Genomic DNA, 26478 nt, shown 5'->3' with positions numbered 1-26478 from the left:
GTGGTCGTGAAGAGAGCTGGTGGGAAGAGGGCGGCGGGGCCACCGGCGTGGATCGCGAGGGTGGACAGGGCTTGGCGGTCGTTGGTGGTGGACGGTGGGTCGGTGATGGCGCCGTTCAGGGGATTGATGTTGAGGGAGTGCAGGGCTGCGTCGGTGAGGATCGGGCGGCCCTCGGCATCGATCAGGACGTTGGTCGGCGAGAGGTGGCCGTGGATCAGGCCGCAGCGGTGGAGGTAGTTGATGGCGTCGGCGAGTGGGCTCAGCAGCGTGACGATCTCGCCGGGCGGCAGGCTCCCCCGGCGGCTCAGGACAGTCGTCAGGCTGAGGGCAACGACGTACTGACTGAAGACGAGCCACTCGGAAGGAGACTTGCGGACCTCCAGGACGCGGGCGATGTGCGGGTGGCGGATGCGTTGCAGGACCAGCAACTCGTCATGGAACTGCTCCTTTCGCTGGATCGCGGTGACGGGGATACGTTTGAGCACGGCATTACGGCCGGTGGCGAGGTCGCGGACCTGCCAGAGGGTTCCGGCCGATCCGGACCCGAGCCTCCGGCGCAGGCTGTAGCCGGCGAGGTCTTCGAGTGCCATGCCAAGAGAGTGCACCAATCGTCGAGAGCCCCGCGGAAGTTATCCACAGGCCCCCGGCCTACACTCGAAGCCGTGAGTGCGATCAAGTACGTGGAGGCCGGGTTCGGGGCCGAGGCAGTCGACTACCAGACCGCGTGGGACGAGCAGCGCCGCCTGCACGCGGCCGTCGCCGAAGGCAGTGGTTCGGACACCGTCATCCTGCTTGAGCACACGCCGGTCTACACCGCCGGCAAGCGGACCGAGCCGCACGAGCGTCCCGTCGACGGCACGCCAGTAGTGGACGTCGACCGCGGCGGCAAGATCACTTGGCACGGGCCCGGGCAGCTCGTCGGATACCCGATCGTCAAGCTGGCCTCACATGTCTATGTAGTCGATTACGTTCGCCGGCTCGAGGAAGCCCTGATCGCGGTCTGCGCCGAGCTCGGCGTCACGACCGGGCGGGTCAAGGGGCGCAGCGGTGTCTGGGTCGCCGCCGATGAGCGCGGCCGCGAGCGGAAGATCGCCGCGATCGGGATCCGCGTCTCGCAGAGCGTTGCCATGCACGGGTTTGCGCTGAACTGCGACAACGACCTCACGTGGTTCGACCGGATCGTCCCCTGCGGGATCGCCGACGCTGACGTCACCACGCTGTCGAAGGAGCTCGGTCGCGACGTACCGGTCACCGAGGTGCTCGAGTCGGTTCGCCGTCACCTCGACCACTTCCTCGCCTGGGAGCCGTTCGACCGCAGCCCCGACATCGCTCAGCCCGAGGCGCCGGCTACCGGCATCACTTACGGCCTCACCGTCTAGCTTCTCGGCCCGGGCTGATGGGGTTGGTCTGTACGACGGTGGCCGATGCGGGGTTTGGCTCCCGTACGGCGGGGTGGTTGCTCGACGCTCCGGACAAGCCGGACACGTTGCCTGTGGCTGGTCGCCGCGGCGGCCGCGTTACATAAAGAGCTTGGCTGGGCCCGGCGCGTGGTTGAGGTACTGGCGAGGTCGGCGATCGCGTGACCGCTGCTTGAGGTGCCCGCTATGGCTGAGGTGGAAAAGCGGCGCCGAGTGTGGAAACTTCATGTCGCCATTTGCACAAAACGTTCCACCCAGCTCTCCGGGTCGGCTGGTGGGTGGGGCTGGGGAGTTTTACCTGTCGTTTCGGGTCAGTTTCGCTCCCCGCGCGCCCGGATACCTGACAGATCCGACGCTGGGGAGTTTCCCCTTCGCGTCGCCTGCTGTTCGCGCTACGCGTGACTTTTTCGGGTCCATACGCCGAAAAACTCACGCGTAGTGAAGACCAGCGCGGCGACCGAGGTCAGGCGGGCCCGGCGGAAGCTCAGGCTGTGCGAGCAATCGGGCTATTCGGCGGGGTCTTCTTCGATCCATTCGAGGAGGTCGCCGGGTTGGCATTCCAGGACTCGGCACATGGCTTCGAGGGTGCTGAAGCGGACGGCTTTGGCGCGGCCGTTCTTGAGGACTGCGATGTTGGCCGGGGTCAGGCCAACACGTTCGGCGAACTCGCCGACGCTGAGTTTGCGGCGGGCCAGTTCGACGTCGATGCGGACGACGATGGGCATCAGATCACCGCTTCCATGTCGGTGTGCAGGGTGGTTGCGCGCTGCAGCAGAGCGCGCATCACCACCAGCAGCAGACCGAGCACGGTGATCACGACCTCCAGCAGGAGCAGCACCATCGGCAGACCGGGGTCGTCGGCGTTCAGGACGACGAGCAGGAAGACCGTGCCGACTACGAGCCAGACGCCGCCGATCGCACCGATGATCAGGTTCACCCAGAAGGTGGCGGCGGGGGTGAAGATGCGGTCCCGCTTGACCATCGTCAGCAGTTGCCAGGTCGCGACCACGACGACCTGGATGCAGAGCACCACGAACGCCGCGACGAAGGTGGCCGGCCAGCGCAGGTCTGCGTCGTTCGGGTTCACCTCGGCCTGATGGCGGAACTGGCCGGGCAGGGACAGGGTCTGGAACACGACCAGGATCGCGAACAACACCACCAGAAACACCCGGAGCGCGGCGACGGCTCGATTCTCACTCAGCATGTATCGAGAGTCGGGGTTAATCTATCGATTGTCAATAGGCTCTCACGATGCGCGCTGTCGGGAGTGTGCACTGAAAGTAGTCAACCGTGGGGATGTCTGCCCGGGTGTGACGCACAAACGTCGCTACGGTGGAGGGGTGTCCAAATTTCTTGGCTTTTTGCTTGGGGTTGCGGTCGCACTGGCCGGACCGGCGATGTTCGGAGTGCTCAGCGCACCGGGTGGTATTCAGCTGAACACCAAGGAGATGGCGCTCGCCTACGGTGTGGGTGCGCTCGTCTTCTGGGCGATCGTGTCGTACTTCTCCGGCGCGGGCGCGATCGGTGCGTTCCTCGCCTTCGGCACCTTGATCTACTGCTGGCTGTGGATCCCGAACCGCACCACGAACTTCCTCGACGACGTGCCCGGTGTCACGAACGGCATGGTCGAGGGAACGCGGCAGTACACGCTGAACGGCGTCGTACCGATCCTGACGGTGATCACGCTGGTCTACTCGATCCAGCTCATCGTCCGGAGCGTGCAGCGTCGCCGCCGCGCTCGCGTCGAGGCCGAGCGCCTGCAGCGCGAGCAGGAAGCGGCGCAGGCTCAGCAGGAGGCGGCTGCCGCGGCGGTCTATCCAGTTGCCGCCAGCACCTATCCGGCCGAGCAGTACGCCGACGCCGGTACGCCGTACGCCGCGCCGTCGTTCGAGCCGTCGAACCGGTACGACGACCTGTTCGACGAGGAGCCGGAGCATCCGCGTAACCAGGCGGATGAGCAGACGGCCCAGTACCCGGTCGCCGAGTCGGCACCCGAGCACACGTCGCCGTTCCCTGTGGTCACGGATGATGTTGCTTATGGCAACGATGAGACGGCGCTCGTCCCATCCGACCGCGACGAAACGGTTGTCGCTCCCCGGCCCGACGCCGACGAGGTCACCGTCATCGCCGACGAGCCCGCCGAGGCTCCCGCGACCGTTGCGCCCGAGCAGACCGCAGTAGTCGACGAAGAAACACGCGAGCACCCCACGGCCGCAGTTGCGGCTGAGGCACCCGTTGCTCCCGCACCTGACCACGCGGCCGAGCAGACCGTGGTGGCGGAGCCCGCCGCGGCTGACGAGGAAACACGCGAGTGGTCGGGGGCCAGCGGTGACGCGCACGACGCTCCTGCGGCTAGCGCACCCATCGCCGGAACGCCTACAGCGCCTGCTCAGCCGGTGGCGACCGCTCCGGCTGTCGCACCTGCGGCTGTCGCACCCGAGGCTGATGCACCTGAGGCTCCCGCACCTGCTCACGCGGCCGAGCAGACCGCGGTAGCTGAGCCCGCACCGGCTGACGATGAAACACGGGAGTACCCAGAAGCCAGCAGCGACGCTGAGACACCGGTCGCCGAGGCGCCGGTTGCTGCAGCTCAGCCGGTGGCGCCCGCACCAGTTGTTGCTCCCGCGCCCGAGACACCTACCGCTCCCGCACCTGACCACGCGGCCGCGCCGGATGAGCCCGCCGCGGACGACGACGAGACCCGCGAGTACCCGAGCGCGAGCGGAGGCGCGTTTAGCGCCCCCATGACCGACGCTCCGGTCGACGGAACGCCAGGAGCCAACGGAGGCGTCTACGGCGTGCCCGTGGGTGGCGCACCGGTTGGCGGAACGCCGGCTGAGGCCGAAGAGACTGAGCCTGCTCACGACCCCGAGGACGAGCGGTTCGATCCTCCGGCCGGGGGTGGCGGCGGGCAGGGTTCTGCGCCGGTCGCCCAGTCCCCCGCACCGGCGGCGCCTGCCGAGACCAAGCAGCCCCGGCGGGATGACGTTGGGTGGCAGTCCGCATCAGCCGTGGGCGCGCCCGAGCGAGTAGGTCAGCAGTACCGGGAGCGGATGGAGGACCCCGAGGACACCGGGGAGTTCCACGTGAGTGCTTTCGAGGGGCCGTTCAACACCCCAGGAATTCGGCCCGCCGGAGCCTGAAGAACGAAACGAGAGTGGCGCGAGTCCAATAGGACTCGCGCCACTCTTTTGTTCAAACAGCCTCAGGCGACGTGCATGCGCCGATGCGGTTGGTCCCGGCGAGCATGCTCGGTCAGCGCCTCGTCGTACGCAGAGGTCGCCATACCCAGCACATCGGACGACATCTGCGCTCGCGGGGAATCGGTGCTCCAGGCAAGCAACAGCCGGCGATGAATGGGGTCCCCACTCAAAGGACGGGTGACGACATCGCGGGACAGCATCCGGTACGACGTCGGTGAGACGAGCGCAACCCCTTGCCCACTGGTGACGAACCCCATCAGCACCGAGGTGTCGACCGAGTGGTGCTCGACCTTGGGCTGGAACCCGGCCTGCTCACACGCGGCGCGGAAAAGAACATGGAAGCCACTGTCGTCCGGCGGCTCACCAATCCATTCTTCATCGGACAGCGCACCGAGCTCGAGCTCGTCGCCACCGACCAGAGCCAGCGGGTGCCCGGCCGCCATCACGACGTACGCCGATTCCGACTCGACCACCGTGCACGCCTCGACCCCGGTCGGGAGCCGCAGCTCGAACCCAGGGAACTCACGCAGCAAGGCGAAATCCAGCCGCCCGCTCTCCAACTGCTGCAGCAGCACGCTGGTCGACCACTCGACCTCGATGCTGACCCGCTCGATCTGCCCGTGGTCCCGCAGCCGTTGAGCGATCCCGGACATCGGCGCGGTCGGAAAGCCACCCAGCCGTACGGCGCTCGACTCGACCGCGGTCATCGCGGACACGGTCGACGCCAGGTGATCGACGTCGACGAGGATCGCGCGCGCCCGATCGACGGCGTACCGGCCTAGCGCGGTAGGGGTGACGCCGGTGCGGGAGCGTGCGAAGAGCTCACCGCCGAAGGCGCCTTCGATCCGCTTGAGCTGCGCGGTGAGGCTCGGCTGGCTCACCTTGAGCCAACGGGCCGCCCGGCCGACAGACCCTGCCTCGGCAACCAGGACGACCACACGGAGATGGCGTAGCTCCACGTTCATGCGTTGAGACCGTAGTCCAAGTGGATACACAGGACACAGGTACCCAAGATTGCGGTTTCATTACAGCCCGGGCGAAAGTTGTAACGCTCGCCCGGGCAGTGACGATAAGTCATTCCGCCTTGAGCGCCAGTGCCTGGCGGTAACCGAGCCGGTGACCGGTCTTGAGCAGCGTCCGCTCGTAGAGCCGGGCGCCGACCCGGATGATCAGCACCGTGCTGACCAGCAGGATCGCGATCGCGACCAGCGGCTGCCACAGCGGGACATCCTCGGTCAGCATCCGCCCCGGCATCGACATCGAGGATGCGATCGGCACGAACGACGCGATCTCCCGCGGCCCCGGCCCGGCGAACACCGCGAAGAAGAACGGGATCATCAAGATCATCTGCCCGGGCAACGTGGTCGATCCGAGGTCCTCCTGCCGGGTCGCCAGCGATCCGGCGACCGCCCACAGCCCGGCCAGGGCGACGAACCCGAGGACGAAGAAGATCACGAACCAGCCGGCCACCGGCGCCACGACCGACAGGATGTCGAGGCGGTCCGTCGCGGCCAGCCCGACCAGCGACGCGGCGGCGATCACCACGATCTGCCCGAGGGCGAGCACCGTGTTGCCGAGCACCTTGCCCCACAGCAGCGACCGGATCGGGACCGACGCGGCGAGGATCTCGACGACCCGGCTCTCCTTCTCCTGGACGACGCTCTGCGCGATCATCATGCCGAACCCGAGCGCCGTCATGTAGAACACCAGCGCCAGCCCGATGTTGACGAAGTCGGACACATACCCAGGCAGCGGCCCCGGCTCCAGGATCTTCTCCGACACCTGCGTCCCGGCCCGCAACTGCTCCGGCGTCAGCTTCACCGCCGACGCGTTCTTCTCCATCCCGACCTCGGCCACAGCCGCGCGCAGCGCTGCCCCGACCCCGGAATCCACCTTGTCCTTGCCGATCACGACGTACCCGTCAGGTCCCGGCAGCAACGCGGCAGTGGCGTCCGTCTTGGTCACCGCAGCCTCCGCCGCGTCCTGATCCGCGACGCGCAACGGCTCATAGGCGTTGCCGCCCTGCGTCTGCGAGGCACGCTGGACGACGGCCGCCCCGCCGTCGTCGATCACCGCGATCTTGTCGGAGTTGTTGCCGCCGGCAAGCAGTGCGGGAAGGATCACCGCAGCCAGTACGACGGCCAGCATCACCAAGGTGGATCCGATGAAAGTCTTGTCCCGCAGCTTGGTACTGACCTCGCGCTCCGCGATCAGCAGCCACGGTCGATCCAGTGTCCGGTCGTTCATCGGGTCGCCTCCCGGAAGACGTCGCTCAGTGCCACCCGCTCCGGCCCGAACTCCAGGACCGGTCCACGGCTCATCGCCTGCTGAAGAATCTGTTGTGCATCGCCGGCATCCTCGACGTCGAACAGCGCCGTACCGCCGGCTACATCACGCACCCGAAGACCGGGCAGGTCGCGCAGCCAGCCGGCATCGCCGTCAACAACCAACCGGTACGTCGGGGTCTGGCTGGCCGCGAGTTCCGCAACCGGGCCCGCGGCAACGACCTTGCCCCGTGAAAGCACCACGAGGTCGTCGCAGAGCCGCTCGACCAGGTCGAGTTGGTGGCTGGAGAACAGCACCGGAATCTCCGGTGTGACCTCCTCGCGCAGCAGGTCGACCATCGCGTCGACGGCCAGCGGGTCGAGGCCGCTGAACGGCTCGTCCAGCACCAGCGCGATCGGCTGGTGGATCAGCGCCACCGCGATCTGCACCCGCTGCTGGTTGCCCAGCGACAGCGTCTCCAGTACGTCGGTCGCCCGCTCAGCCAGTCCAAGGCGGCCCAGCAGCTTGTCGGTCCGCTCCGCAGCATGGTTCTGAGTCATCCCGTGCAGCCGGCCGAAGAAGATCAGCTGGTCGCGGATCTTCATCTTCGGATACAGCCCACGCTCCTCCGGCATGTAGCCGAAGTCCTGCCGTACCTTCGGCGTCAGCAGTTCGCCCTGCCAGCGCACTTCGCCGGCACTGGCCGCGAGGACGCCGAGGATGATCCGCATCGTCGTCGTCTTCCCGGCCCCGTTGGCCCCGACGAACCCGGTCATCCGCCCTGGCACGACGTCGAACGTCACGTCGTCCAGTGCGAGCTGTTCACCGAACCGCCGAGTGAGCCCAGCCACCCTCAGCATCCGTCACCGCTCCTGTCACCTTGACCCCTCGGCCGGACGTCTGCCCGACCGCTACCCAAAGTTAGCGACTCCGGACCCCGCTGAACGTCGGCCACGAGGGTGACCGCCCGTGTCATCCGCACGGTGGAGACAGCGGCATGACGTAGGCCACGGCGCCGAGCTGTCACATCCGGCGTGTCCGGACGGTCGGAGCTGGTGACGGTACGACGACGGAGGATGATGACAACTGTGAGCGACGACCTCGATCGGGCGGCGGCGGTCTTCGGACAGGTGCGGCCGCGGCTGTTCGGCATTGCGTATCGGATGCTCGGCAGTGCGGCCGAGGCCGAGGACATCGTCCAGGACGTGTGGCTGCGCTGGCAGACCGCCGACCGCAGCGTCGTACTGAACCCTGCGGCGTACCTGTCCACCGCAACCACCCGGCTGGCCATCAACGCAACCCAGTCAGCCCGCGTACGACGGGAGTCGTACATCGGACCGTGGTTGCCGGAGCCAGTGGACACCAGCGCGGACCCGTACCTCGGCGCGGAACGCGGTGAGGCGCTGGCGTTCGCCGTACTGCTGCTGATGGAGCGCCTGTCCCCCAACGAGCGTGCGGCGTACGTGCTGCGGGAGGCGTTCGACTACCCGTACAGCCAGATCGCAGACATCCTGCAACTGAGTGAGCCCGCGGTGCGGCAGCTGGTCAGCCGGGCGCGCAAGCATGTGGACGGGGAGCGACGGGCCGAGGTGGACGCTGCCGAGCAGCAGCGGCTTCTCACTGCCTTTGTGCAGGCCGCCAAGTCAGGTGACCTGGACGAGCTCGAGGGCCTGTTCGCGGCCGACGTGGCGAGCGTTTCCGACGGCAACGGCAAGGCGCGCGCGTCGAAGTTCCCGGTGGTCGGGTCCGAGCGGGTGGCGAAGTTCTTCCGCTCCTTCCACACCCGGTTCTGGGCTGGTGTGGAGATCGTCTGGACACAGATGAATGGGGAGCCTGCTGCTGTCCTGACTGTCGACGGCAGTGTCCGCACCATCCTGACAGTGAGCTCCTCTCCCGAGGGCATCTACCAGATCAACGTACAGATGAACCCGGACAAGCTGACCCAAGCGCACAGCTGAAGAGGCCCTGGGGTGTGCGGCCACACACCCCAGGGCCGGTCTCACTCCTCCAGCGCCTTCACTGCCCCGAGGAGGCTCTGCAGACTCGCCTTCTCCATGGCTTCTTCCGCCGGGTCGATCGTCCACTGCTCTACTGGCAGTTCAGTGTCCGGTGCGGCGGAGTCGAGCACCGTCAGCTCCTGCTCGACCTCCGCCTGTAGGCCGGCCAGGAACTCCTCCCGCTCGCCAGTCACTGCTTCACCCAGTCGGCGTAGTGGATGCGGCCGAGGACTGCGTCGCCGGTCGGCACCAGCGCGTCCTCGCTGACCACAGCGCCGTAGTACTGCGCCTCCGGGTCGGTCACGACCTCGCGGGGGTCGTTCAGCTCGGCCAGCGCCTTGCGGAAGAACTCATCCATCCGGGACTTGTCCGGACCGGCGATGTCGACCCGTGCGTTCAGCGGCTCGCCCACTGCGACCTTGGCGACCTGATCGGCGACGTCGTCACCGGCGATCGGCTGGAAGTCCACCGGCTGGATCCGGACCACGCCGTCGACCACAGAGGTGTCGGCGATGGCCTTCACGAACTCGAAGAACTGGGTCGCATGCACCAGCGAGAACGGGATGCCGGATGCCTCGATCAGCTCCTCCTGCGCGATCTTGGCGCGGAAGTAGCCGATCTGCGGCGAGCGCTCGGTGCCGACGATCGACAGTGCGACGTGGTGGCCGACCCCTGCCTTCTTCTCCGCGGCAAGCACGTTGCTGGTGGCGGTGCGGAAGAAGTCCAGGACGGCCTGGTCCTCGAACGACGGTGAGTTCGACAGGTCGATGACCACCGACGCGCCGGTCAGCACCTCGTCCAGCCCCTCGCCGGTCAGCGAGTTCACTCCGGTGTTGGGCGCCGCCGCGACCGCTTTGTGCCCGTGCACCTCAAGCCGACGTACGACCTTCGATCCAATCAGCCCGGTGCCACCAATCACGACGACCTTCATAACCAGTCTCCTGCCGGCCAGGCGCCCGATTGGCGCCACTCACCAGACAAGACAGGGCACCTCGCCGAGTTGTGACAGCCGGTTAACCGGCCAAGTCGTCGCCCGGGGAGACCAGGCCGCACTCGTAGGCGAAGACGACAGCCTGGACACGGTCCCGCAGGCCCAGCTTGAGCAGCACGCGGGAGACGTGGGTCTTGACCGTGGCTTCACCGACGTACAGCTGGTTGGCGATCTCGGTGTTGGTGAGCCCGCGGGCGATCAGCCCGAGGACCTCTCGCTCGCGATCGGTCAGGTCGGCGATCAGGTCGGGGCGGTAGACGCGCTCGCCGCCACCGCTGAACCGCTTGATCACCCGCCGGGTCACCTCAGGGGCGAGCAGCGCATGCCCCTCGTGCACGATCTGGATCGCCTCGACCAGGTCCTCCGGTGCGGTGTTCTTCAGCAGGAACCCGCTGGCCCCCGCACCGAGCGACTCGAACAGGTAGTCGTCCCGATCGAACGTGGTCAGGATGATCACCTTGCCGGCGTCCGCCGCCACAATCTTCTGGGTCGCGGTGATCCCGTCCATCCCCGGCATCTGGACATCCATCAGTACGACGTCCGGCCGCAACTGCAGCGCGAGTTCGACCGCCTTCTCGCCGTCGGCCGCCTCACCGACCACCTCGATCTCCGGCTCGACCGACAGGATCATCCGGAAACCGGCCCGGACCAGGTCCTGGTCGTCGACCAGCAGGACGCGCATCATTCGTCTACTCCTCGCTGCACCGGAATCCGCACGCGGACCCGGAACCCACCGACCGGCCGGGGGCCGATCTCGCTCTCACCGCCGAGCAGGCTGACCCTCTCACGAATCCCGACATGGCCCAGCCGGCTGCCGACCGAGGCGTGCTTGGGGCGGCCGTCGTCGATCACTTCGAGCTCAACCGCGTCCCCCAGGTACCGCAGGGTGATGTGCGCGCTACGTGCGGTCGAGTGCTTCCGCACGTTGGTCAGCGCCTCCTGGGCGATCCGGTAGACCGAGACCGACACCGTCTTCGGGAGCTCCTGCACCGAGCCGATCTGGTGGAACCCGACCTCCAACCCTTGGCCATTGACCTCCGCAATCAGGGCGGGCAACCGGTCGGCACCGGCCTGCGGCGCCTTCTCGTCCGGTGCGTCGACATCCAGATCGGGGTCGGCCGCGCGCAGCATGCCGAGCAGCTGCCGCATCTCGTTCACTGCGGTCCGGCTGGACTCCTCGATCACTCCGAGCGCGTTCTTCGCCGCAGCGGGGTCAGTGTCCATCACCCGGCGTGCTCCCCCGGCCTGTACGCCGATGCTGCTGATGTGATGGGCAACCACGTCGTGCAGCTCGCGAGAGATCCGCAGCCGCTCGTCGATGACCGCCCGCCGCGCGTTCGCCTGCTGCTGTGCGGCCAGGACGACGGCCTGCTGCTCAAGCTCGGCCTGCTGCCGCGCTGTCCCCCACGCGGAACGGCCCCAGTGATACGCACCGAAGAAGTACAGGATGTTCAAAGCGACCGTCAGTGTCACAGCCGACACGTACGGCGACGCCAGGCCTTTGTTCGGTCCGGTGATGTCGTTGACGCGCAGCGCCTCGACGAAATTGATGGCCAGCCAGGTGAACATCCCGGCGACCACCAGGCCCGACGCGGCCTTCATCAGGCGGCGTTCCCGTGACCACGCTGCAGCGCCGTAGATCGCCATGAACATCGCCACCTGCGTGACGAGGTTCCCGCTGTAGGCGAAAGGGTCCCGGATGCCGGTGACCATGAAGAGGACCGCGACCACCAGCATCACCGGGATCGGCGCGACCCGGTGCAAACAGAGCGGCAGCGCGATCGCCACTGTGAGCACGTACGGCTCGACGCCGCCGATGCGGAGGTCGACCGCCATCGGCGAAGCGGTCCGGGCCAGCTCGGTGCCGAGGACCCCGAGAAGCGCCATCGCCACCCCGAGAATCAGGTCGTTGCGCCGCTCCCGAGCGGTCGGCCGGGGCCGCACCCAGCCCGGCTCGGAGGTCGGACGCTCGGGCGCAGGACCCGGTACGGCGGAGGCCGGCGTACTGCCGAGTTGAAGGGTGGCCATAGCTCATCAGCGTACGGGTGGATGACGCCTGAACGCGGGCGCGTATCCTCGAAGTTGTGACGATCGCCCCTGAAGGACGGAAGCTGCTCAGACTCGAAGTGCGCAACGCGGAGACCCCGATCGAGCGCAAACCCGAGTGGATCAAGACCCGCGCCAAGATGGGCCCGGAGTATCAGGCCCTGTCGAAGCTGGTGAAATCCGAAGAGCTGCACACAGTGTGTCAGGAAGCCGGCTGCCCGAACATCTTCGAGTGTTGGGAGGACCGGGAGGCAACCTTCCTCATCGGTGGCTCCCAGTGCACGCGCCGCTGCGACTTCTGCCAGATCGACACCGGTAAGCCGGAGGACCTGGACCGCGACGAACCGCGCCGGGTCGCCGAGTCGGTCCGGAAGATGGGTCTGCGCTACGCGACGGTGACCGGTGTCGCCCGTGACGACCTCGAGGACGGCGGGGCCTGGCTGTACGCCGAGACGATCCGCCAGATCCACGAGCTGAACCCCGGGACCGGCGTCGAGATGCTCGCGCCGGACTTCAACGCCGTACCGGAGCAGTTGGCCGAGGTGTTCTCGTCGCGGCCCGAGGTGTTCGCCCACAACGTCGAGACCGTCCCGCGGATCTTCCGCCGGATCCGTCCCGGCTTCCGCTACGAGCGCTCGCTGGACGTCATCACCCAGGCCCGCGACTACGGCCTGGTCACCAAGTCGAACCTGATCCTCGGCATGGGCGAGACCCGGGAAGAGGTCAGCCAGGCCCTCAAGGACCTGCACGGCGCCGGGTGCGACATCATCACCATCACCCAGTACCTGCGTCCGTCCGTGCGGCACCACCCGGTCGAGCGCTGGGTCCGCCCGGAGGAGTTCGTCGAGATGCAGGCCGAGGCCGAAGAGATCGGTTTCGCCGGTGCACTGTCCGGTCCGCTGGTACGGTCGTCGTACCGCGCCGGACGGCTGTACCGTCAGGCCGTCGAGTCACGTATGAACGCCCCGCAGGCCTAGAGCCGCAGGCTGAGACCAGGACAAGGTAGAGATGGCCAAGAACGACGCGCCCGAAGAGAAGACCAGCCGGCTCAAGCAGATCCGGTCGGCGTACCAGCTGACCAAGAAGTCCGACCCGACGGTCGGACTCGTGCTCGCCGGGATCTTCCTCGGCATCGTCGGGCTCGCTGTCCTGGGCGGATTCCTGGTCGGGCCGCTGCTGGTCTGGATCCCGCTCGGTGTCGCTCTCGGCTTCCTGGCCGCCACGATCATCTTCGGCCGCAAGGTCGAGAAGGCGGCGTACAGCCAGATCGAGGGCCAGACCGGCGCGGCCGCCTCGGCCCTGCAGACGCTGCGCCGTGGGTGGAACGTGACGCCCGCGGTCGCGGTCACCAAGAACGCCGACATCGTGCACCGCGTCGTCGGCCGGCCGGGCATCGTCCTGGTCGGCGAGGGCCAGCCGAGCCGCGTGAAGAACCTGCTCGCGGCCGAGGGCAAGAAGCACAGCCGGGTCGCCGGTGGCGCGCCGGTGATCACGCTGATGGCCGGTCAGGGCGAGGACGAGATCGACATCCGCAAGCTGACCAAGCATGTGATGAAGCTGCCGCAGGCGCTGCAGCCCTCGGAGATCACCGACCTGCTCCAGCGGCTGAAGGCGCTCGACGCCGTCCGTCCGCAGGTTCCGATGCCGAAGGGTCCGGTGCCGACGAGCATGAAGGGCGCGCGGCAGGCCATGAAGGGTCGCTGACCGCTCGCTGATCTGTCCCGGTGGGTAACCCGAAGACCCCCGGGACAGTTGAAGGGGCGGGGAGCAAGGTCCGCCACCGCACAGACCGCCATTTGGCACGAGAATGTCAACGTGTCGTCGCCGCGTGTCGGCTCCGGGCCTTAAGGTGCGACCAGGAGCGGATTCGAGGGGTGAGGTAGACAGAGATGACGGACCTGATGCCGGCCGTGCACCAGCCGGCGGCCGAGACGTGGCCCTCGCTGGCCAGGCCGCGTTCGAACCCGCTTCGCCGGGTCGGCGCACTGGCCGCGATCCGTCTGATCGCGAAAGACCTGCCCGCGACCATCAATCTCGACAACAAGTCCTACGGCCTGGGCGGCCCCGCGATGCGCGTGCATCGCAGCGCCGCCTTCCTGGACCGGCTCGGGCAGGACGCCGGCTCCGGTTTCGGCGAGGCCTACCTGGCCGGTGACTGGGACCCCGAGCCCGGCACCGATCTGGCCGACCTGCTGGTCCCCTTCGCCGAGCGGTTCAGCAACGAAGAGACCCGGCATCTGCTGCCGAAGTGGGCGCAGTCGCTGCGCTGGCTGGTGACGCGTTCCCAGCCCGGCGACCAGGAGAACGACCGGGCCGGCTCCCGGGAGAACGTCAGCCGCCACTACGACCTGAGCAACGCGATGTTCTCGGAGTTCCTCGATCCGACGCTGACGTACTCCGCCGCCTACTTCGGTACGGCGGATCCGACGGCCGGGCTCGGAGAGGCGTCGTACGACGAACTGAACCAGGCGCAGCTGGCCAAGCTCGACGCGATCCTCGACGCGGCCGGGGTCGTGTCCGGATCCCGGGTGCTCGACATCGGCTGCGGCTGGGCGAGTCTCGCGATCCGCGCGGCCCAGCGTGGCGCATGGGTGACTGCGATCACCATTGCGTCCCAGCAGGCACTGCTCGCCCAGCGGCGGATCGCCGATGCGGGCGTGGGCGACCGCGTGCAGGTCGCGCTGCGCGACTACCGCGACCAGATCGGCGAGTTCGACGCCGTGCTGAGTGTGGAGATGATCGAGGCGGTCGGCGAGAAGTATTGGCCGGTCTACTTCGACGCCATCGAACGGCGGCTCGCTCCCGGCGGTACCGCCGTCGTGCAGGCGATCGTGATGCCGCACGAGCGGATGCTGGCCACCCGCAACACCTTCACCTGGGTGCAGAAGTACATCTTCCCCGGCGGCCTCATCCCCTCGGTCAAGGTGATCGAGGAAGTCACCGCCCAGCACACCGGGCTGAAGGCCGAGGTCCTGATGCACCTCGGTGGCGACTATGCCCGCACGCTGCGGATCTGGCGCAACCGCTTCATCGAGCAGTGGCCGGCCATCGAAGACCTCGGTTTCGACCCGACCTTCCGCCGGATGTGGGAGTTCTACCTCGCCTACTCCGAGGCGGGTTTCCGGACGAACTACCTGGACGACGTCCAGCTGCGCTTCACGCGCCGCTAGCGCAGATCAGCGCCGTACGACGATGGTGTTGGCGGCGCGGTCGTGGAGGCCTCGGCGATCGCGGTCGTAGACGACGGCCGGGAGCACGAGACACAGCAGTACGGCGCGGATGACACCACCGAGGAGTCCGACCTGAGCGCCGTACCCGGTGCTGTTCTCGGTTGTCCGCAGACTCAGGACACGCAGGCCGAGAGCACGATGCCCGATCGTTCCGCCGGCCAGGCCGGACAGGATCGCGGTCATCGCGAAGAAGGTGACGAGTTGCGCCGTACCGAAGTCGTTGCCACCGGCCCAGATGGGCTTGCCGACGACCGCGGACGCGATCAGGCCGGCGATCAGCCAGTCGAGCAGCAGCGCCACGACACGCCGGCCCCAGCCGGCGACCGAGCCTGGACCGGCGTCCGGCAGGCCGAGCCGATTGCCCGGAAATCGAAACTCATCGGAGGGTCCTGTGCCCGGCTGGGCCGATGATGCCATGATGGCTAGCCTACGGGCGCACCTTGGACCGCCAACCGGCGGACTGCGACATCTCAGGGTGTGACCGTCGTACACCAGTGGGTCAGCGCGGACACGCTGGGCGTAACATCCGCGAAACATCGGGGTCACCGCCAAGTAATCGGCAGGCCCTACGTTCAGCTGTATTCTCTGAGCCACCCCGAGGAGTACGTATGTTTTCCAGCGCTGAGGAGCTGCTCGCCTACATCAAGGACGAAGGCGTCGAGATTGTCGACGTCCGGTTCTGCGACCTGCCGGGCATCATGCAGCACTTCACCGTCCCGGTGTCGTCGTTCGGTCCAGAGGTCTTCGAAGACGGCCTCGCGTTCGACGGTTCGTCGGTCCGCGGTTTCCAGCAGATCCACGAGTCCGACATGAAGCTCCTGCCGGACCCGACCACCGCCTTCATCGACGAATTCCGCAGCGCCAAGACGCTGGTGGTCAACTTCTTCGTGCACGACCCGCTGACCGGCGAGGCGTACTCCCGCGACCCGCGCAACATCGCCCGCAAGGCGCAGGAGTACCTGAAGTCGACCGGCATCGCCGACACCGCCTTCTTCGCTCCCGAGGCCGAGTTCTACGTCTTCGACGACGTCCGCTTCGAGACCAAGGCGAACTCCGCGCACTACTCGATCGACTCGGTCGCCGGCGCCTGGAACACGGGCCGCGTCGAGGACGGCGGCAACCGCGGCTACAAGGTCCGCTACAAGGGTGGCTACTTCCCGGTCGCACCGACCGACCACTTCGGTGAGCTGCGTGACGACATGACGCTGGCCCTCGAGCGGTCCGGCCTGATCGTCGAGCGCGCCCACCACGAGGTCGGCACCGCCGGCCAGGCGGAGATCAACTACCGCTTCAGCGAGCTGCTCCAGGCCGCCGACGACGTGATGAAGTTCAAGTACATCGTCAAGAACACCGCCTGGCAGGCCGGCAAGACCGCGACCTTCATGCCGAAGCCGATCTTCGGCGACAACGGCTCGGGCATGCACTGCCACCAGTCCCTGTGGACCAACGGCAACCCGCTCTTCTACGACGAGTCCGGGTACGGCGGCCTGTCCGACACCGCCCGCTGGTACATCGGCGGCCTGCTCAAGCACGCCCCGTCACTGCTGGCCTTCACCAACCCGACGGTGAACTCCTACCACCGCCTGGTCCCGGGCTTCGAAGCCCCGGTCAACCTGGTCTACTCGTCGCGTAACCGCTCGGCCTGCATCCGGATCCCGATCACGGGCTCCAACCCCAAGGCCAAGCGCATCGAGTTCCGCTGCCCCGACCCGTCGGCCAACCCGTACCTGGCCTTCGCCGCCCAGCTCCTGGCCGGCCTCGACGGCATCCGCAACAAGATCGAGCCCGCCGACCCGGTCGACAAGGACCTGTACGAGCTCCCGCCCGAGGAGCACAACAGCATCGCCCAGGTCCCCACCTCCCTCCCGGCCGTCATCGACGCCCTCGAGGCAGACCACGAGTTCCTCCTCGAAGGCGGCGTCTTCACCTCCGACCTCATCGAGACCTGGATCGACCTCAAGCGCACGCAGGAGATCGCCCCGATCGCGCTCCGCCCGCACCCGCACGAGTTCGAGCTGTACTACGACGTGTGATCCACCCGTAGGTACCTGAAAACGGCGGCTGACCTGGGATGTCTCCCATGGTCGGCCGCCGTTTCGCATCGGTGCAGGCAGGTTAGAGAACCGCTGACTCCTCGTCGGCCCGGACCTCGGCCTGCTTCTGGACGGGAGAGCGCAGGACGATCAGGGCGACCACGAACGCAGCGCCGAGCAGGATCGCCGAGATGGTGAAGGCCAGGTGGTAGCCGCTGGTCAGCGCGGTGGCCTGGTCAGTGCCGCCCGCCAGCAGGTGTTCGGTCCGGCCGGCGGCGAGGGTGGAGAGCACGGCGACACCTATCGCCATTCCGACCTGCTGGGTGGTGTTGAAGAAGCCGGAGGCCAGACCGGCGTCCTCCTCACGGGCGCCCGACATCGCGAGCATCGCCAGCGCCGGCAGGACCAGCCCACCGCCGGAGATCAGCAGCATCACAGGCAGGAGGTGGGCGACATACTCGGCCTGGACCGGAATCCGGGTCAGCAGGATCATCGCGCCGGCCAGCAGCACCAGCCCGGCCAGCAGGATGGCCTTCGGACCGAAACGGGCACTGAGCCGGGCCGATACGAACAGCGAGACGACGCCGATCGCCACCGCGGCGGGCAGCATCGCCAGCCCGGTGCCCAGCGCGCTGTAGCCAAGCACCTTCTGCATGTAGAGCGCGACGAGGATCTGGAATGCGAACATCGCCGAGAGTGCCAGCATCTGGGCCAGGTTGGCCCCGGCCACATTGCGCGAGCGGAGGATCCGGAGCGGCATCAACGGGGTTTTGGCGGTGGCCTGCCGAGCGACGAATGCGGCGAGCAGCACCAGTGAGAGCGCACCCAATCCGAGGGTATGCGCGACCAGCCAGCCGCGGGTCTCAACCTTGACGATGGTGTAGATGCCGAGCATCAGGCCGCTGGTGACGAGTAGCGCACCGAGCACGTCGGCTCCGGCGGAGAGGCCGAGCCCACGGTCCGCGGGGATCGCGCGCAGCGCCAGCGCTACCACGGTCAGCCCGATCGGTACGTTGATCAGGAAGATCCAATGCCAGTTCAGCAGGTCGGTCAGGACCCCGCCGAGTACCTGCCCGATCGAGGCGCCGGCCGCACCGGTGAAGCTGAACACCGCGATCGCCTTGGCCCGTTCGCCCGGTTCGGTGAACAGCGTCACCAGGATGCCGAGGATGACCGCTGAGGCCGCCGCGCTTCCGACGCCCTGCAGGAATCGCGCCAGGATCAGCAAGCCCGGTCCGGTGGCAGCGGCGGCCAGCAGCGACGCGACGGTGAAGATGACGTTGCCGGCCAGGAACATCGTCCGTCGGCCGATCAGGTCACCCAGCCTCCCGGCCAGCAGCAACAGCCCGCCGAAGGCGATCAGGTAGGCGTTCACCAGCCAACTCAGTCCCGCGGCCGAGAAGCCGAGGTCCTCCTGGACCGCAGGCAGTGCGACGGTGACGATGCTGCCGTCGAGGATGGTCATCAGCCCGGCGATGGACAGGGCGCCCAGCGCCGTACTGCGGGAGGTGAAGGGGGACGACATCGGCTTCTCCTGATTTCGGTCCGGCAAGGACGAACAAGAGAGACCGTAGCAGATAGTTTTTTAACAATCGATCTCTAACGGAACTAGTTTGAGCGCTCCCGGGCGCGCCGGACCGCCTGCGCTCCCCTGTCCGGCGTCGCCAGATGGCCGGTCGCCAGTCGATCCAGCGCCCGGACCAGCACCTCGCGCTCACCCTTGGATAGCGCCTCCAGTACGGCCCGGTGAACCCCGTCGACGGTCTCCTGGCTGCGCTTGGCCACCGCTGCACCGGCTTCAGTGACCACCACGATCCTGGCCCGACGGTCCGTACTGGACGGACGACGCTCAGCCAGTCCAGCCTTCTCCAGCGCGTCCATCGTGACCACCATCGTGGTTTTGTCCATATCGCCGAGTTCGGCCAACTGGATCTGCGTTCGCTCCTCACCCAGCGCGTGAACAAGCACGCAATGCATCCGGGCCGTCAGCCCGATCTCGGCCAGCGAGGCCGCCACCTGCGTCCGGAGTACATGGCTGGTGTGGTCCAGCAGATACGAGAGGTCCGACGTGGCGGGCACCAGTGCAGTCATGCCTGCAGTGTACCGATATGGTCCGCAGCAGATAATCCGCCAACAGTCGCATATTCGCCGTCACTTCGCCTGCAAGGAAGCCGACCAGTTCCTGCCACTGATCTCTTGCCAGACGCAACGGCTCTTCCCCCGTCTCCTCGGACAGGTATGCCGTCCACGACGCGTACCCCAGCGCGAGGTGTCAGCCGAGCGTTAGCGCGACCGGCTCGTTCAGCTTGTCCCGCGTGAAGTTGATCTTGCCGCTTGGGAAATCACGTCGCACCTCCTGTCACCCGGTTTGTACTGTGTGGCGGTGGATGTCCTGGGGATCGAGGTCGAGCCGGCGCTGGCTCGGCGCTGGGCCGGCTGGCTGGCGCCGGCCCGTCAGCCGTTCTTCTTGACCGCCGCCGAAGCGGCCGAACTCGGGCTCGAAACTGCCGTACGCGATCTGTCGCCTGAGCTTCGCGACACCTATGAGGTCTGGAACGTCGCCAAGGATCTGGAAGTCGTGTGGCTTGACGAAGGTGCGTTCCACGGTCAGCCGCGTGAGGCGCGTGCGGAGCTCGTCCGAACGCAAGTCCGGCACGGGCGAGGCGCCGTACCGGCCGTCGCCGATTGGGCGGATCTTCTTCATGCCCCGGTACTGCGGGAGCAGGCTGACGGAGAGCGGTTCGTCTGGTGGCCGACCCTGGTTGAGCCCCAGCTCGATGCCGTCCTCAAACGTGTCGTCAGCGAGTGGCAGCAACCCTGCCAGCGCAACTCGGTGCCAGAGGAGATCTGGCGCGCGGCCGCACCCGCACTCCCCCGCGCCCGAGCCCTCAGCGGAACCTTCGCCAGCGGAAGCAGAGGAAGCGCCTTCGCCGGCGGAAGTGCCACATCCTGCTTCGCGACCGTGATGGCAGCAGCAGGTGTCGAGTCCCCCGACGAGGCATCCTTCGAAACGTGGCTGACCGCTCACTGCACGGCTGAAGGCCGTGACGACCTGCCCGGAACCGTGCTGGTCTGGCGCGACGCCCAGGGCAACAACACCCATGCGGCAGTCACTCTCGGCGGCGGCTGGGGCCTGCACAAACCAGGTCAGGAATGGCTCAGCCCCCACCAGGTTCTGACGGTGCACGACCTCATCCGCCTCGCTCCCCCGGGCGTCACACTTCACCGGTACGCCGTACAGAAGGTCAATCCGGCAGGCGGCCTCTGACAGCCGGAACTCGGGTGCCGATCGGGTCCGGGCATGGCACAGTCGGCGGTATGAGTGAGGACGACGGGACTGCTGCGCGGGCTAGGGCTGTCGAGTCGAATGCCGCGTTTCGGCCGGTGCGTGTTGCGGAGGGCGTGGTCAGTCGGCCGGCGGGGGCGCAGACGGCTACGGTGCATGCGTTTTTTGGGTATCTGCGTGAGCAGGGGTTGGCGGATGCGATTCCGGAGCCGTTGTCGAATGACGGTACGACGGAGACGTTGCGGATCGTCGAGGGTGATGCGGGCGGTGATGCGTGGCGGTATCAGCACAGCCTTGAGGGTGTGGAGTCGGCTGCCAGGTTGCTGCGGCGGATTCACGATGCATCGCGCGGCTGGGTGCCGCCGGTTGATGCGGTGTTTGGGCAGACTGTGCTTGCGAGGTCGGGGCAGGTGTTCTGTCATGGGGATCCGGGTCCGTGGAACTTCGCTTGGCGAGACGGGCAGGCCGTGGGGCTGTTCGACTGGGACTATCTGCATCCAGGCGATCCCGTCGACGATGTCGCCTACGCACTCTTCTGGTTTACCCCGACTCGCGCGGACCATCACTGCCTCGACTGGCACCACTTCCCCGCCGTACCGGATCGTCGCGAGCGCATCCAGCATTTCTTGAGCGCCTACGGGCCGACGCGACCGTTCGACGTGGTCGACGCGATCATCAAGCGCGGGCAGGCAACGATCAACCTTGAGCTGTCCCTGGCGGCCCAAGGTATTGAACCCCAACGCACTTGGGTGGCCGACGGCGTGGTCGACGAGGAAGCGGCCGAACTGCGCTGGGTGGCGGATAACCGCGCGCTGCTAACGCCGTCTGGCGCTCGACGCGTACCGATGGACGGGTAGTGGTCGGCGAGGTGGGGACGGCCGCGGCGTACCGGCGCGTCCGGTGGCCGGTTTGCGGGACCACTACCCGTTGATCGGTACGCCACAGCCGGGCGTCGTTTAGCAGGACTCCTCGATGATGAGGGTTGAGCGGTGGTCGTCGGACTTGAACTCGGCGACGGCGAAGTCGGTGTGGTCGTCTGGTGCTCGCTCTGACCCGCGGAGGTAGGGGCGAATGGTGGCCAGGAGGGCCTCGCGCTCTCCGGGTGGGACCTGCATGGCGTCACGCATATAGAAGCGCAGGACCTGTACGGCGGGATCGCGGATCAGACCGCTGATACGGCTCCAGCGGAGTTCGCCGCGGCGGATGCGCCAGACGGTGCCGGTGCCGTCGATCCATTGGCGGTCGCTGATCGGGGAGGGGAATTCCATGTGATCCATGATGCCGGGTAGATGATGGGTCCATGAGATCTCGTACGGCGTTGGTCGAGCGCTCGTCCACGTTTGATGGGGGCGGGGTGACGTTGGCTGGTGGTGGGGTGGAGCGGAGTGCGCGGCTTGGGGAAGGCGCGGCGGTGTGGGCGTTTGCCGGGGCTGAGGTGTTGCGGTGGGGTGTGAAGACTCGGAGTGGGTTCTCAGTTGCGGACGGCCGGGTGGTTGCTGTGGGCAACAGGTACTGGATTGTCGCTCGACTGGGGCCGTTGCGGATTCACGAGCCGGTGCAGGTGGTTGCCGTGGTTGACGAGGTGGACCAGAAGGGTTTCGCCTACAGCACGTTGGACGGGCATCCGATCCGGGGCGAGGAGGCGTTCGTGGTTGAGCGCCGTACGGACGACTCGGTGTGGTTGACGATTCGGTCGCTCACCTACCCCGCCCGCGGCCTGCGGCGAGCCGGCTATCCACGCGCTCGCCTGGCGCAGCCGTTCTATCGGAGGCGGTATCTCCGCGCGCTCGCCGAGACCGTCGGTTAGCGGAGTTCTACTGCCGCTGAGAGGCAGTAACTCCACGCAAAGCTCAGCCAGAGAGTGGTCTGCGCGGGGAAGGCTAGGCGAGGGCGTCCAGAGTTGCAAGGTCCTCGGGGGTGAGGACGACGTCGGCTGCACTCAGGTTTTCTTCCAGGTGCGCGAGGGTTCGGGTGCCAGGAATAGGCGCAGTGTTGTTGCTGTGGGCAAGAATCCAGGCGAGCGTGATGGCGGCCGGAGTGGTGGCATGCGCAGCCGCAATGCCCTGTACGGCGGGGTGTTCGGTCGGGGACGGGAATTGGTCGAAGGCGGAGCCCAGGGGGAAGTAAGGGACCCACGGGATGTCATTGGAGGCACAGAACAAAAGCTCGTCTTCGTGGGTTCGATCCAGGAGGCCGTAGGCGTTTTGGACGCAGGCGATGCCGACAGGGAAGGCTTGTTTGATCTGATCCAGGCTGACGTTACTGAGGCCGATGGCGCCGATGAGCCCGGCATCGCGGAGCGCCACAAGCTCGGCCAGCTGGTCATCCAGAGCAACTACATCAGCACCAGAAGCGATGAGGCCGGGGCCTTGGTCGGCTCGGCGGAGGTTGACTACGGCGATCTGGTCGAGGCCGAGGGTGTCGAGGTCGAGCTGAACCTGGGCTCGGAGCTCAGAAGGGCGCTGGGCGAGCGCAAGCGGGACCGGGGCATCCACGCGACGAGCGCCGACCTTACTGACGATGACGAGATCCGAGGCGTACGGCGACAGCGCCGCGCGCAGGTGTCCGTTCACCACCGCATCGCCGTAGAAGGAAGCAGTGTCGAGGTGGTTGACGCCGAGCTCGACGGCACGATGCAGTACGGCGGTCGCTGCCGCGCGATCGACCTTTTCGAGCTGCATGGCGCCGTACCCGAGGCGGTTGATCGGCCGGCCGGCGAGGGTGAGCGAGTCCATCGGATCTCCCGGTACAGTGGTGGCTAACTGGAGGTTTCTCCACTTCAATGCGAGCCTAGCACCAAACGGAGGTTTCTCCACTTATGCGAGCGGATGCCGCCCGGAAGCGGGAGCAGATCGTCGCGGCGGCGATCGACGAGCTGGCCGATCTCGCCCAGGCTGCGCGGACAGGCGAGAGCTTCAAACTCTCGCTGGACCAGATCGCGGCCCGTGCCGGCGTCGGGATCGCCACGCTGTATCGGCATTTCCCGACCCGCGAGGCACTGCTTGCGGCGGTCTACCACCAGGAGCTCGCGCGGCTGTGCGACGCGGCGCCCGAGTTGGCAAAGACCGGCCCCGCAGACAAAGCGCTCCTCGACTGGATGACCAGCTACCTCGACTTCATCGAGTCCAAACGAGCGATGGGCGACAGCCTGCGCGCGATTGTCGCCTCGGGCGCCGTCACTCAGGCGGAGACCCGCCAGCGGGTCGCGACCGCGGTCAGCTTCTTCCTGGAGGCCGGCGCGAGCACGGGCGTCTTCCCGCCCGGCACCCCGCCGGACGACGTGGTCGCCGCGATGGTCGGCGCGGCCGTCACTGCACAAAATCATGCGCAGGCCATGCGACTCCTCACCCTGCTCATCCACGGCCTGAGACAGCCCATCTAGAGTAAGTCAGTCGACATACTCTCGATCCATGACCGCCGAATTCTTGTGGTACATCCCGAACCAGGTCCAGCCCGGGCATCGCGGCGACGACGCCACCAGCGAGCACAACAGCCTTGAGCGGCTGACCGAGCTCGCCGTGCTCACCGAGCAGCACGGCTGGGGCGGCGCGCTCCTGGGGACCGGGTGGGGCCGCCCCGACACCTTCACGGTGGCAGCGGCCCTGGCAGCCCGTACGACGACCTTCCAGCCCCTGGTCGCGATTCGCCCGGGCTACTGGCGACCGGCGCATTTCGCATCCGCGGCCGGCACACTCGACCAGCTGAGCGGCGGCCGGCTGCTGGTCAACATCGTCTCCGGTCAGGACAACCTCAAGGCCTACGGCGACGAAGAGGGCGACCAGGCCCAGCGCTACGCGCGCACGAAGGAGTTCCTCCAGCTCACCAGGCGCCTGTGGACCGAGGAGAGCGTCACCTACACCGGCGAGTACTTCCAGGTCACCGACTCCACCGTCGCCACGCGTCCCGTCGTACCGCCCAAGCTGTACTTCGGTGGAGCCTCAGACGCAGCGCAGCGAGTCGCAGCAACCGACGCCGACGTGCAGCTCTTCTGGGGCGAGCCTCTCGACGGCATCGAAGCCCGGATCAGCAAGCTCAAGGAGCTGCAGAACGAGCTCGACCGCGAACACAAGCCGCTCGAGTTCGGCCTGCGGATCACCACGCTCGTCCGCGACACGACCGAGCAGGCCTGGGCCGACGCCGAGGCCAAGGTCGCGACGATGGCGGAGAACGTCGGCGACCGCGACCACCGCTGGTTCAAGGCGGTCGGCCAGCAGCGGCTCGTCGACCTCGCGGCGCGCGGCGACGTCCTCGACGACAACCTCTACACGGCCCCCGGCAAGTACGGCGGTGGCGGAGCCGGTACGACGTGGCTGGTCGGATCAGCCGAAGATGTCGCCAAGTCCCTGAAGAAGTACCAGGACCTTGGGATCACCCACTTCATCCTGTCCGATACGCCGTACCGCGAGGAGACGATCCGCATCGGCGACCAGCTCCTGCCACTACTGCGTTGACCGCCCGGGCCGTCCCTTGACGGCCAGAGTAATGACCGTCGCCAGTGGAGCCAGGAGGAGTACGAGCAGCACGGGCACCCTGAGCCACCCCGCCATTACGTAGCCGGTGTCAACGGTCGCGATGGCCTGGATCGACGCATACCCGAACGGTGTGATGAGCGTGCCTAGCCACTTCTCCCGGCCCGTCCACCGGTCCGAGGTCCACAGCAGATACAGCCCGGCGAACCAGCCGACGAGAAAGATGTAGACCCCGAACGGCAGCAGGAAGAACACCGCGATCTCGCGCCCACGAAAGCGCGGCTGCGGCGGCGCCACCGGCGCAGGCTCGACCAGCACGAGCCCGTCGGCCGCGGCGGCAACGATGTCCCGCGGCTCCCCCAACTGCTTGAGCATCTGCCGAATCTCGTCCTCCGACGAAGCACCCGCCGCGCGCGCCTCCTCGATGTGCGAGGTGACATCCACAATCAGATCCGTACGACGCTCCTCCGGCAGCGGCTCGGCCGCCAGCACCAGATCACTCAGGTACGCCGTGACCAGTCGTTCCCCGCTCATTTCCGTCTCCCCTCGTTGCCGCGTCGCAGAATCCCGTCGACCGATGTCCTGAACCGCTCCCAGTCCGCCGTGAAGTCGGCCAGCGCCTGACCACCCTCGGCCGTCGACCGGTAGTACCGCCGCGGCGGCCCCGACTCGGACTCGCGCCAGCTCGTCTCCACCATTCCCTCCCGCCGCAACCGCGCCAGCAGGGGGTAGATCGTGCCTTCGGTGGTGACCATCCCGTCGATCTCGCCGAGCTCCTTCACCAGGTCGAACCCGTACCGCTCCTCCCCCTGCAGCAGCGCCAGGACGCAGTACTCCAGCGTCCCGCGCCGCAGCTGGGTGAAGACCTTCTCAGCTACCATGCGAAACAAGGTACCTGTTCACGCCAGAATAGAACAGCCAAGGGGTCGGGCAGCTCAGTCGGTCTTCGGGCGGACGGCGAACATGATGGCCAGCACGAAGCCCGGGATCGCGAGCACCCAGGTCGAGCCCAGCCCGAGCAGGACCGGCGCCAGACAGATCAGCAGTACGTCGAACCCGCGCATCGGCTGCGAGAACAGCCCCGGCGGGATCGCGCCCATCGGCGAGGCGACCAGCGGACCCGCGTACGACGGCGGTCGCGCCGACGCCTGCCGGACCGCACCCGCGATCACGCCCGCCCCGATGGCGAAGGTGTGCGCGCCGTTCCCGATCACCGGGTACGCCGCGATCGCCCACACGACGGTGATGAGCCCAGGCGCAATTGCCATCAGGATGCGGAGCTCACGCAGGTCATATCCGAGTGCTCGAACGAGCCCCTTCGACCGGCACACCGACCGCAACCCGTCCATGAGCGGGCGGATCGCTGCGAAGCCGGCAAACCCAGCCGCGATCGGAACCAGCGGATCAAACCCAGCTCCAGCGACGGCATAAGGCACCACCAGCAGCGCAAACCCGATCACCAGCCGCCGCGGCCAGCGCGAAATCCGCACGAACTCGCGGTGGATCAGGGCCGCACCTTCCGAGCCCCTCCCCCGTCGGC

General features: G+C 67.3%; 30 protein-coding genes. 12 read left to right on the top strand and 18 right to left on the bottom strand.

Annotated features, from left to right (window positions below; all coding sequences use genetic code 11):
• Positions 1–590, bottom strand: a 590-nt coding sequence (locus E1263_RS31790) for a protein kinase domain-containing protein (protein WP_165956811.1), incomplete at its 3' end; no start/stop codon positions are given.
• A gap of 72 nt (positions 591–662) precedes the next feature.
• On the opposite strand from E1263_RS31790, the gene lipB reads away from it, so the two are divergent.
• Positions 663–1379, top strand: a complete 717-nt coding sequence (gene lipB, locus E1263_RS31785) for a lipoyl(octanoyl) transferase LipB (protein WP_132174126.1) — start codon at positions 663–665, stop codon at positions 1377–1379.
• A gap of 545 nt (positions 1380–1924) precedes the next feature.
• Here the strand turns inward: lipB and E1263_RS31780 are convergent.
• Positions 1925–2143: a helix-turn-helix domain-containing protein gene (locus E1263_RS31780; protein WP_132174124.1), complete on the bottom strand. Its 219-nt coding sequence runs from the start codon at positions 2141–2143 to the stop codon at positions 1925–1927.
• Positions 2143–2622, bottom strand: a complete 480-nt coding sequence (locus tag E1263_RS31775) for a DUF2975 domain-containing protein (protein WP_132174122.1) — start codon at positions 2620–2622, stop codon at positions 2143–2145. The genes E1263_RS31780 and E1263_RS31775 overlap by 1 nt, the downstream gene beginning before the upstream one ends.
• Positions 2623–2758: 136 nt before the next feature.
• Here E1263_RS31775 and E1263_RS31770 point away from each other — a divergent pair, with 136 nt between their 5' ends.
• Positions 2759–4561 carry an MGR2/ROMO1 family protein gene (locus E1263_RS31770; RefSeq protein ID WP_132174120.1) on the top strand — a complete coding sequence of 601 codons (1803 nt, stop codon included), beginning with the start codon at positions 2759–2761 and terminating at the stop codon, positions 4559–4561.
• A gap of 62 nt (positions 4562–4623) precedes the next feature.
• Here the strand turns inward: E1263_RS31770 and E1263_RS31765 are convergent, their stop codons facing one another.
• From E1263_RS31765 to E1263_RS31755, 3 genes are all read right to left on the bottom strand, one after another.
• Positions 4624–5586: a LysR family transcriptional regulator gene (locus E1263_RS31765; protein ID WP_132174118.1), complete on the bottom strand. Its 963-nt coding sequence runs from the start codon at positions 5584–5586 to the stop codon at positions 4624–4626.
• A 109-nt stretch (positions 5587–5695) separates the two neighbouring features.
• The gene (locus E1263_RS31760) at positions 5696–6868 is read right to left on the bottom strand and encodes an ABC transporter permease (protein WP_132174116.1); all 1173 of its coding nucleotides are present in this window, start codon (positions 6866–6868) and stop codon (positions 5696–5698) included.
• The gene (locus E1263_RS31755) at positions 6865–7746 is read right to left on the bottom strand and encodes an ABC transporter ATP-binding protein (RefSeq protein WP_132174114.1); all 882 of its coding nucleotides are present in this window, start codon (positions 7744–7746) and stop codon (positions 6865–6867) included. Before E1263_RS31755 ends, E1263_RS31760 begins: the two co-directional genes overlap by 4 nt.
• A gap of 219 nt (positions 7747–7965) precedes the next feature.
• On the opposite strand from E1263_RS31755, the gene E1263_RS31750 reads away from it, so the two are divergent.
• Positions 7966–8844, top strand: coding sequence for an RNA polymerase sigma-70 factor (locus E1263_RS31750; RefSeq protein WP_132174112.1), 879 nt, complete (start codon positions 7966–7968; stop codon positions 8842–8844).
• Between the two features lie 41 nt (positions 8845–8885).
• On the opposite strand, the gene E1263_RS31745 is transcribed toward E1263_RS31750, so the two are convergent.
• From E1263_RS31745 to E1263_RS31730, 4 genes are all read right to left on the bottom strand, one after another.
• Positions 8886–9077: a hypothetical protein gene (locus E1263_RS31745; protein ID WP_132174110.1), complete on the bottom strand. Its 192-nt coding sequence runs from the start codon at positions 9075–9077 to the stop codon at positions 8886–8888.
• On the bottom strand, positions 9074–9814 hold the full coding sequence (locus E1263_RS31740) for an SDR family oxidoreductase (RefSeq protein WP_132174108.1): 741 nt from the start codon (positions 9812–9814) through the stop codon (positions 9074–9076). Before E1263_RS31740 ends, E1263_RS31745 begins: the two co-directional genes overlap by 4 nt.
• Before the next feature lie 82 nt (positions 9815–9896).
• On the bottom strand, positions 9897–10559 hold the full coding sequence (locus E1263_RS31735; RefSeq protein ID WP_132174106.1) for a response regulator: 663 nt from the start codon (positions 10557–10559) through the stop codon (positions 9897–9899).
• The gene (locus E1263_RS31730; protein ID WP_132174104.1) at positions 10556–11902 is read right to left on the bottom strand and encodes a sensor histidine kinase; all 1347 of its coding nucleotides are present in this window, start codon (positions 11900–11902) and stop codon (positions 10556–10558) included. The genes E1263_RS31735 and E1263_RS31730 overlap by 4 nt, the downstream gene beginning before the upstream one ends.
• Before the next feature lie 56 nt (positions 11903–11958).
• Here E1263_RS31730 and lipA point away from each other — a divergent pair, with 56 nt between their 5' ends.
• The 3 genes from lipA to E1263_RS31715 all read left to right on the top strand — a co-directional run bounded on the left by lipA (position 11959) and on the right by E1263_RS31715 (position 15090).
• Complete coding sequence (lipA, locus tag E1263_RS31725) at positions 11959–12897, top strand: lipoyl synthase (RefSeq protein WP_202869144.1); 939 nt, start codon at positions 11959–11961, stop codon at positions 12895–12897.
• A gap of 31 nt (positions 12898–12928) precedes the next feature.
• Entirely contained in the window at positions 12929–13624 is a 696-nt protein-coding gene (locus E1263_RS31720; protein WP_132174100.1) for a DUF4191 domain-containing protein, read from the top strand.
• A gap of 185 nt (positions 13625–13809) precedes the next feature.
• On the top strand, positions 13810–15090 hold the full coding sequence (locus E1263_RS31715) for an SAM-dependent methyltransferase (RefSeq protein ID WP_132174098.1): 1281 nt from the start codon (positions 13810–13812) through the stop codon (positions 15088–15090).
• Between the two features lie 6 nt (positions 15091–15096).
• On the opposite strand, the gene E1263_RS31710 is transcribed toward E1263_RS31715, so the two are convergent.
• Complete coding sequence (locus E1263_RS31710; protein ID WP_132174096.1) at positions 15097–15567, bottom strand: RDD family protein; 471 nt, start codon at positions 15565–15567, stop codon at positions 15097–15099.
• 191 nt (positions 15568–15758) lie between these two features.
• Here E1263_RS31710 and glnA point away from each other — a divergent pair, with 191 nt between their 5' ends.
• A complete protein-coding gene (glnA, locus tag E1263_RS31705; protein ID WP_132174094.1) occupies positions 15759–17183 on the top strand; it encodes a type I glutamate--ammonia ligase in 1425 nt (474 codons plus the stop codon).
• An 82-nt stretch (positions 17184–17265) separates the two neighbouring features.
• Here glnA and E1263_RS31700 read toward each other — a convergent pair whose 3' ends face one another.
• Both E1263_RS31700 and E1263_RS31695 read right to left on the bottom strand, forming a co-directional pair.
• Entirely contained in the window at positions 17266–18708 is a 1443-nt protein-coding gene (locus tag E1263_RS31700) for an MFS transporter (RefSeq protein WP_132174092.1), read from the bottom strand.
• A gap of 83 nt (positions 18709–18791) precedes the next feature.
• Positions 18792–19274 carry a MarR family winged helix-turn-helix transcriptional regulator gene (locus E1263_RS31695; protein WP_132174090.1) on the bottom strand — a complete coding sequence of 161 codons (483 nt, stop codon included), beginning with the start codon at positions 19272–19274 and terminating at the stop codon, positions 18792–18794.
• Positions 19275–19566: 292 nt separating this feature from the next.
• On the opposite strand from E1263_RS31695, the gene E1263_RS31690 reads away from it, so the two are divergent.
• Positions 19567–20451: a hypothetical protein gene (locus E1263_RS31690; RefSeq protein ID WP_132174088.1), complete on the top strand. Its 885-nt coding sequence runs from the start codon at positions 19567–19569 to the stop codon at positions 20449–20451.
• A 50-nt stretch (positions 20452–20501) separates the two neighbouring features.
• On the top strand, positions 20502–21326 hold the full coding sequence (locus E1263_RS31685; protein ID WP_132174086.1) for a phosphotransferase: 825 nt from the start codon (positions 20502–20504) through the stop codon (positions 21324–21326).
• A gap of 99 nt (positions 21327–21425) precedes the next feature.
• Here the strand turns inward: E1263_RS31685 and E1263_RS31680 are convergent, their stop codons facing one another.
• Positions 21426–21737 (bottom strand): hypothetical protein, encoded by a 312-nt coding sequence (locus E1263_RS31680; RefSeq protein ID WP_132174084.1) that lies wholly within the window; start codon positions 21735–21737, stop codon positions 21426–21428.
• A gap of 32 nt (positions 21738–21769) precedes the next feature.
• Here E1263_RS31680 and E1263_RS31675 point away from each other — a divergent pair, with 32 nt between their 5' ends.
• Positions 21770–22276, top strand: a complete 507-nt coding sequence (locus E1263_RS31675; RefSeq protein ID WP_132174082.1) for a DUF1990 family protein — start codon at positions 21770–21772, stop codon at positions 22274–22276.
• Between the two features lie 73 nt (positions 22277–22349).
• Here E1263_RS31675 and E1263_RS31670 read toward each other — a convergent pair whose 3' ends face one another.
• On the bottom strand, positions 22350–23204 hold the full coding sequence (locus tag E1263_RS31670) for an aldo/keto reductase (protein ID WP_132174080.1): 855 nt from the start codon (positions 23202–23204) through the stop codon (positions 22350–22352).
• Positions 23205–23287: 83 nt separating this feature from the next.
• Between E1263_RS31670 and E1263_RS31665 the strand changes: the two genes are divergently transcribed.
• On the top strand, positions 23288–23851 hold the full coding sequence (locus tag E1263_RS31665) for a TetR/AcrR family transcriptional regulator (protein WP_132174078.1): 564 nt from the start codon (positions 23288–23290) through the stop codon (positions 23849–23851).
• A 28-nt stretch (positions 23852–23879) separates the two neighbouring features.
• The gene (locus tag E1263_RS31660; protein WP_132174076.1) at positions 23880–24920 is read left to right on the top strand and encodes an LLM class flavin-dependent oxidoreductase; all 1041 of its coding nucleotides are present in this window, start codon (positions 23880–23882) and stop codon (positions 24918–24920) included.
• Here E1263_RS31660 and E1263_RS31655 read toward each other — a convergent pair.
• The 3 genes from E1263_RS31655 to E1263_RS31645 form a co-directional block, all read right to left on the bottom strand.
• Positions 24909–25472: an HAAS signaling domain-containing protein gene (locus E1263_RS31655; RefSeq protein ID WP_132174074.1), complete on the bottom strand. Its 564-nt coding sequence runs from the start codon at positions 25470–25472 to the stop codon at positions 24909–24911. The genes E1263_RS31660 and E1263_RS31655 overlap by 12 nt on opposite strands.
• Positions 25469–25819 carry a PadR family transcriptional regulator gene (locus E1263_RS31650; protein WP_132174072.1) on the bottom strand — a complete coding sequence of 117 codons (351 nt, stop codon included), beginning with the start codon at positions 25817–25819 and terminating at the stop codon, positions 25469–25471. Before E1263_RS31650 ends, E1263_RS31655 begins: the two co-directional genes overlap by 4 nt.
• 54 nt (positions 25820–25873) lie before the next feature.
• Positions 25874–26478: DUF6297 family protein (locus tag E1263_RS31645; RefSeq protein WP_238161708.1), on the bottom strand; the 605-nt coding region annotated here is incomplete at its 5' end.

This window comes from Kribbella antibiotica (genome assembly GCF_004349055.1).
Lineage (GTDB): Bacteria > Actinomycetota > Actinomycetes > Propionibacteriales > Kribbellaceae > Kribbella > Kribbella antibiotica.
This window is presented reverse-complemented; position numbering and strand designations above follow the sequence as displayed.

Bases quoted from the DNA above. Each gene is read 5' to 3' on its own strand.
- E1263_RS31780 (WP_132174124.1), bottom strand. From the start codon at position 2,143: ATGCCCATCGTCGTCCGCATCGACGTCGAACTGGCCCGCCGCAAACTC.
- E1263_RS31775 (WP_132174122.1), bottom strand. From the start codon at position 2,622: ATGCTGAGTGAGAATCGAGCCGTCGCCGCGCTCCGGGTGTTTCTGGTG.
- E1263_RS31765 (WP_132174118.1), bottom strand. From the start codon at position 5,586: ATGAACGTGGAGCTACGCCATCTCCGTGTGGTCGTCCTGGTTGCCGAG.
- E1263_RS31760 (WP_132174116.1), bottom strand. From the start codon at position 6,868: ATGAACGACCGGACACTGGATCGACCGTGGCTGCTGATCGCGGAGCGC.
- E1263_RS31755 (WP_132174114.1), bottom strand. From the start codon at position 7,746: ATGCTGAGGGTGGCTGGGCTCACTCGGCGGTTCGGTGAACAGCTCGCA.
- E1263_RS31750 (WP_132174112.1), top strand. From the start codon at position 7,966: ATGACAACTGTGAGCGACGACCTCGATCGGGCGGCGGCGGTCTTCGGA.
- E1263_RS31740 (WP_132174108.1), bottom strand. From the start codon at position 9,814: ATGAAGGTCGTCGTGATTGGTGGCACCGGGCTGATTGGATCGAAGGTC.
- E1263_RS31735 (WP_132174106.1), bottom strand. From the start codon at position 10,559: ATGATGCGCGTCCTGCTGGTCGACGACCAGGACCTGGTCCGGGCCGGT.
- E1263_RS31730 (WP_132174104.1), bottom strand. From the start codon at position 11,902: ATGGCCACCCTTCAACTCGGCAGTACGCCGGCCTCCGCCGTACCGGGT.
- E1263_RS31720 (WP_132174100.1), top strand. From the start codon at position 12,929: ATGGCCAAGAACGACGCGCCCGAAGAGAAGACCAGCCGGCTCAAGCAG.
- E1263_RS31715 (WP_132174098.1), top strand. From the start codon at position 13,810: ATGACGGACCTGATGCCGGCCGTGCACCAGCCGGCGGCCGAGACGTGG.
- E1263_RS31710 (WP_132174096.1), bottom strand. From the start codon at position 15,567: ATGGCATCATCGGCCCAGCCGGGCACAGGACCCTCCGATGAGTTTCGA.
- glnA (WP_132174094.1), top strand. From the start codon at position 15,759: ATGTTTTCCAGCGCTGAGGAGCTGCTCGCCTACATCAAGGACGAAGGC.
- E1263_RS31700 (WP_132174092.1), bottom strand. From the start codon at position 18,708: ATGTCGTCCCCCTTCACCTCCCGCAGTACGGCGCTGGGCGCCCTGTCC.
- E1263_RS31695 (WP_132174090.1), bottom strand. From the start codon at position 19,274: ATGACTGCACTGGTGCCCGCCACGTCGGACCTCTCGTATCTGCTGGAC.
- E1263_RS31685 (WP_132174086.1), top strand. From the start codon at position 20,502: ATGAGTGAGGACGACGGGACTGCTGCGCGGGCTAGGGCTGTCGAGTCG.
- E1263_RS31680 (WP_132174084.1), bottom strand. From the start codon at position 21,737: ATGGAATTCCCCTCCCCGATCAGCGACCGCCAATGGATCGACGGCACC.
- E1263_RS31675 (WP_132174082.1), top strand. From the start codon at position 21,770: ATGAGATCTCGTACGGCGTTGGTCGAGCGCTCGTCCACGTTTGATGGG.
- E1263_RS31670 (WP_132174080.1), bottom strand. From the start codon at position 23,204: ATGGACTCGCTCACCCTCGCCGGCCGGCCGATCAACCGCCTCGGGTAC.
- E1263_RS31665 (WP_132174078.1), top strand. From the start codon at position 23,288: ATGCGAGCGGATGCCGCCCGGAAGCGGGAGCAGATCGTCGCGGCGGCG.
- E1263_RS31660 (WP_132174076.1), top strand. From the start codon at position 23,880: ATGACCGCCGAATTCTTGTGGTACATCCCGAACCAGGTCCAGCCCGGG.
- E1263_RS31655 (WP_132174074.1), bottom strand. From the start codon at position 25,472: ATGAGCGGGGAACGACTGGTCACGGCGTACCTGAGTGATCTGGTGCTG.
- E1263_RS31650 (WP_132174072.1), bottom strand. From the start codon at position 25,819: ATGGTAGCTGAGAAGGTCTTCACCCAGCTGCGGCGCGGGACGCTGGAG.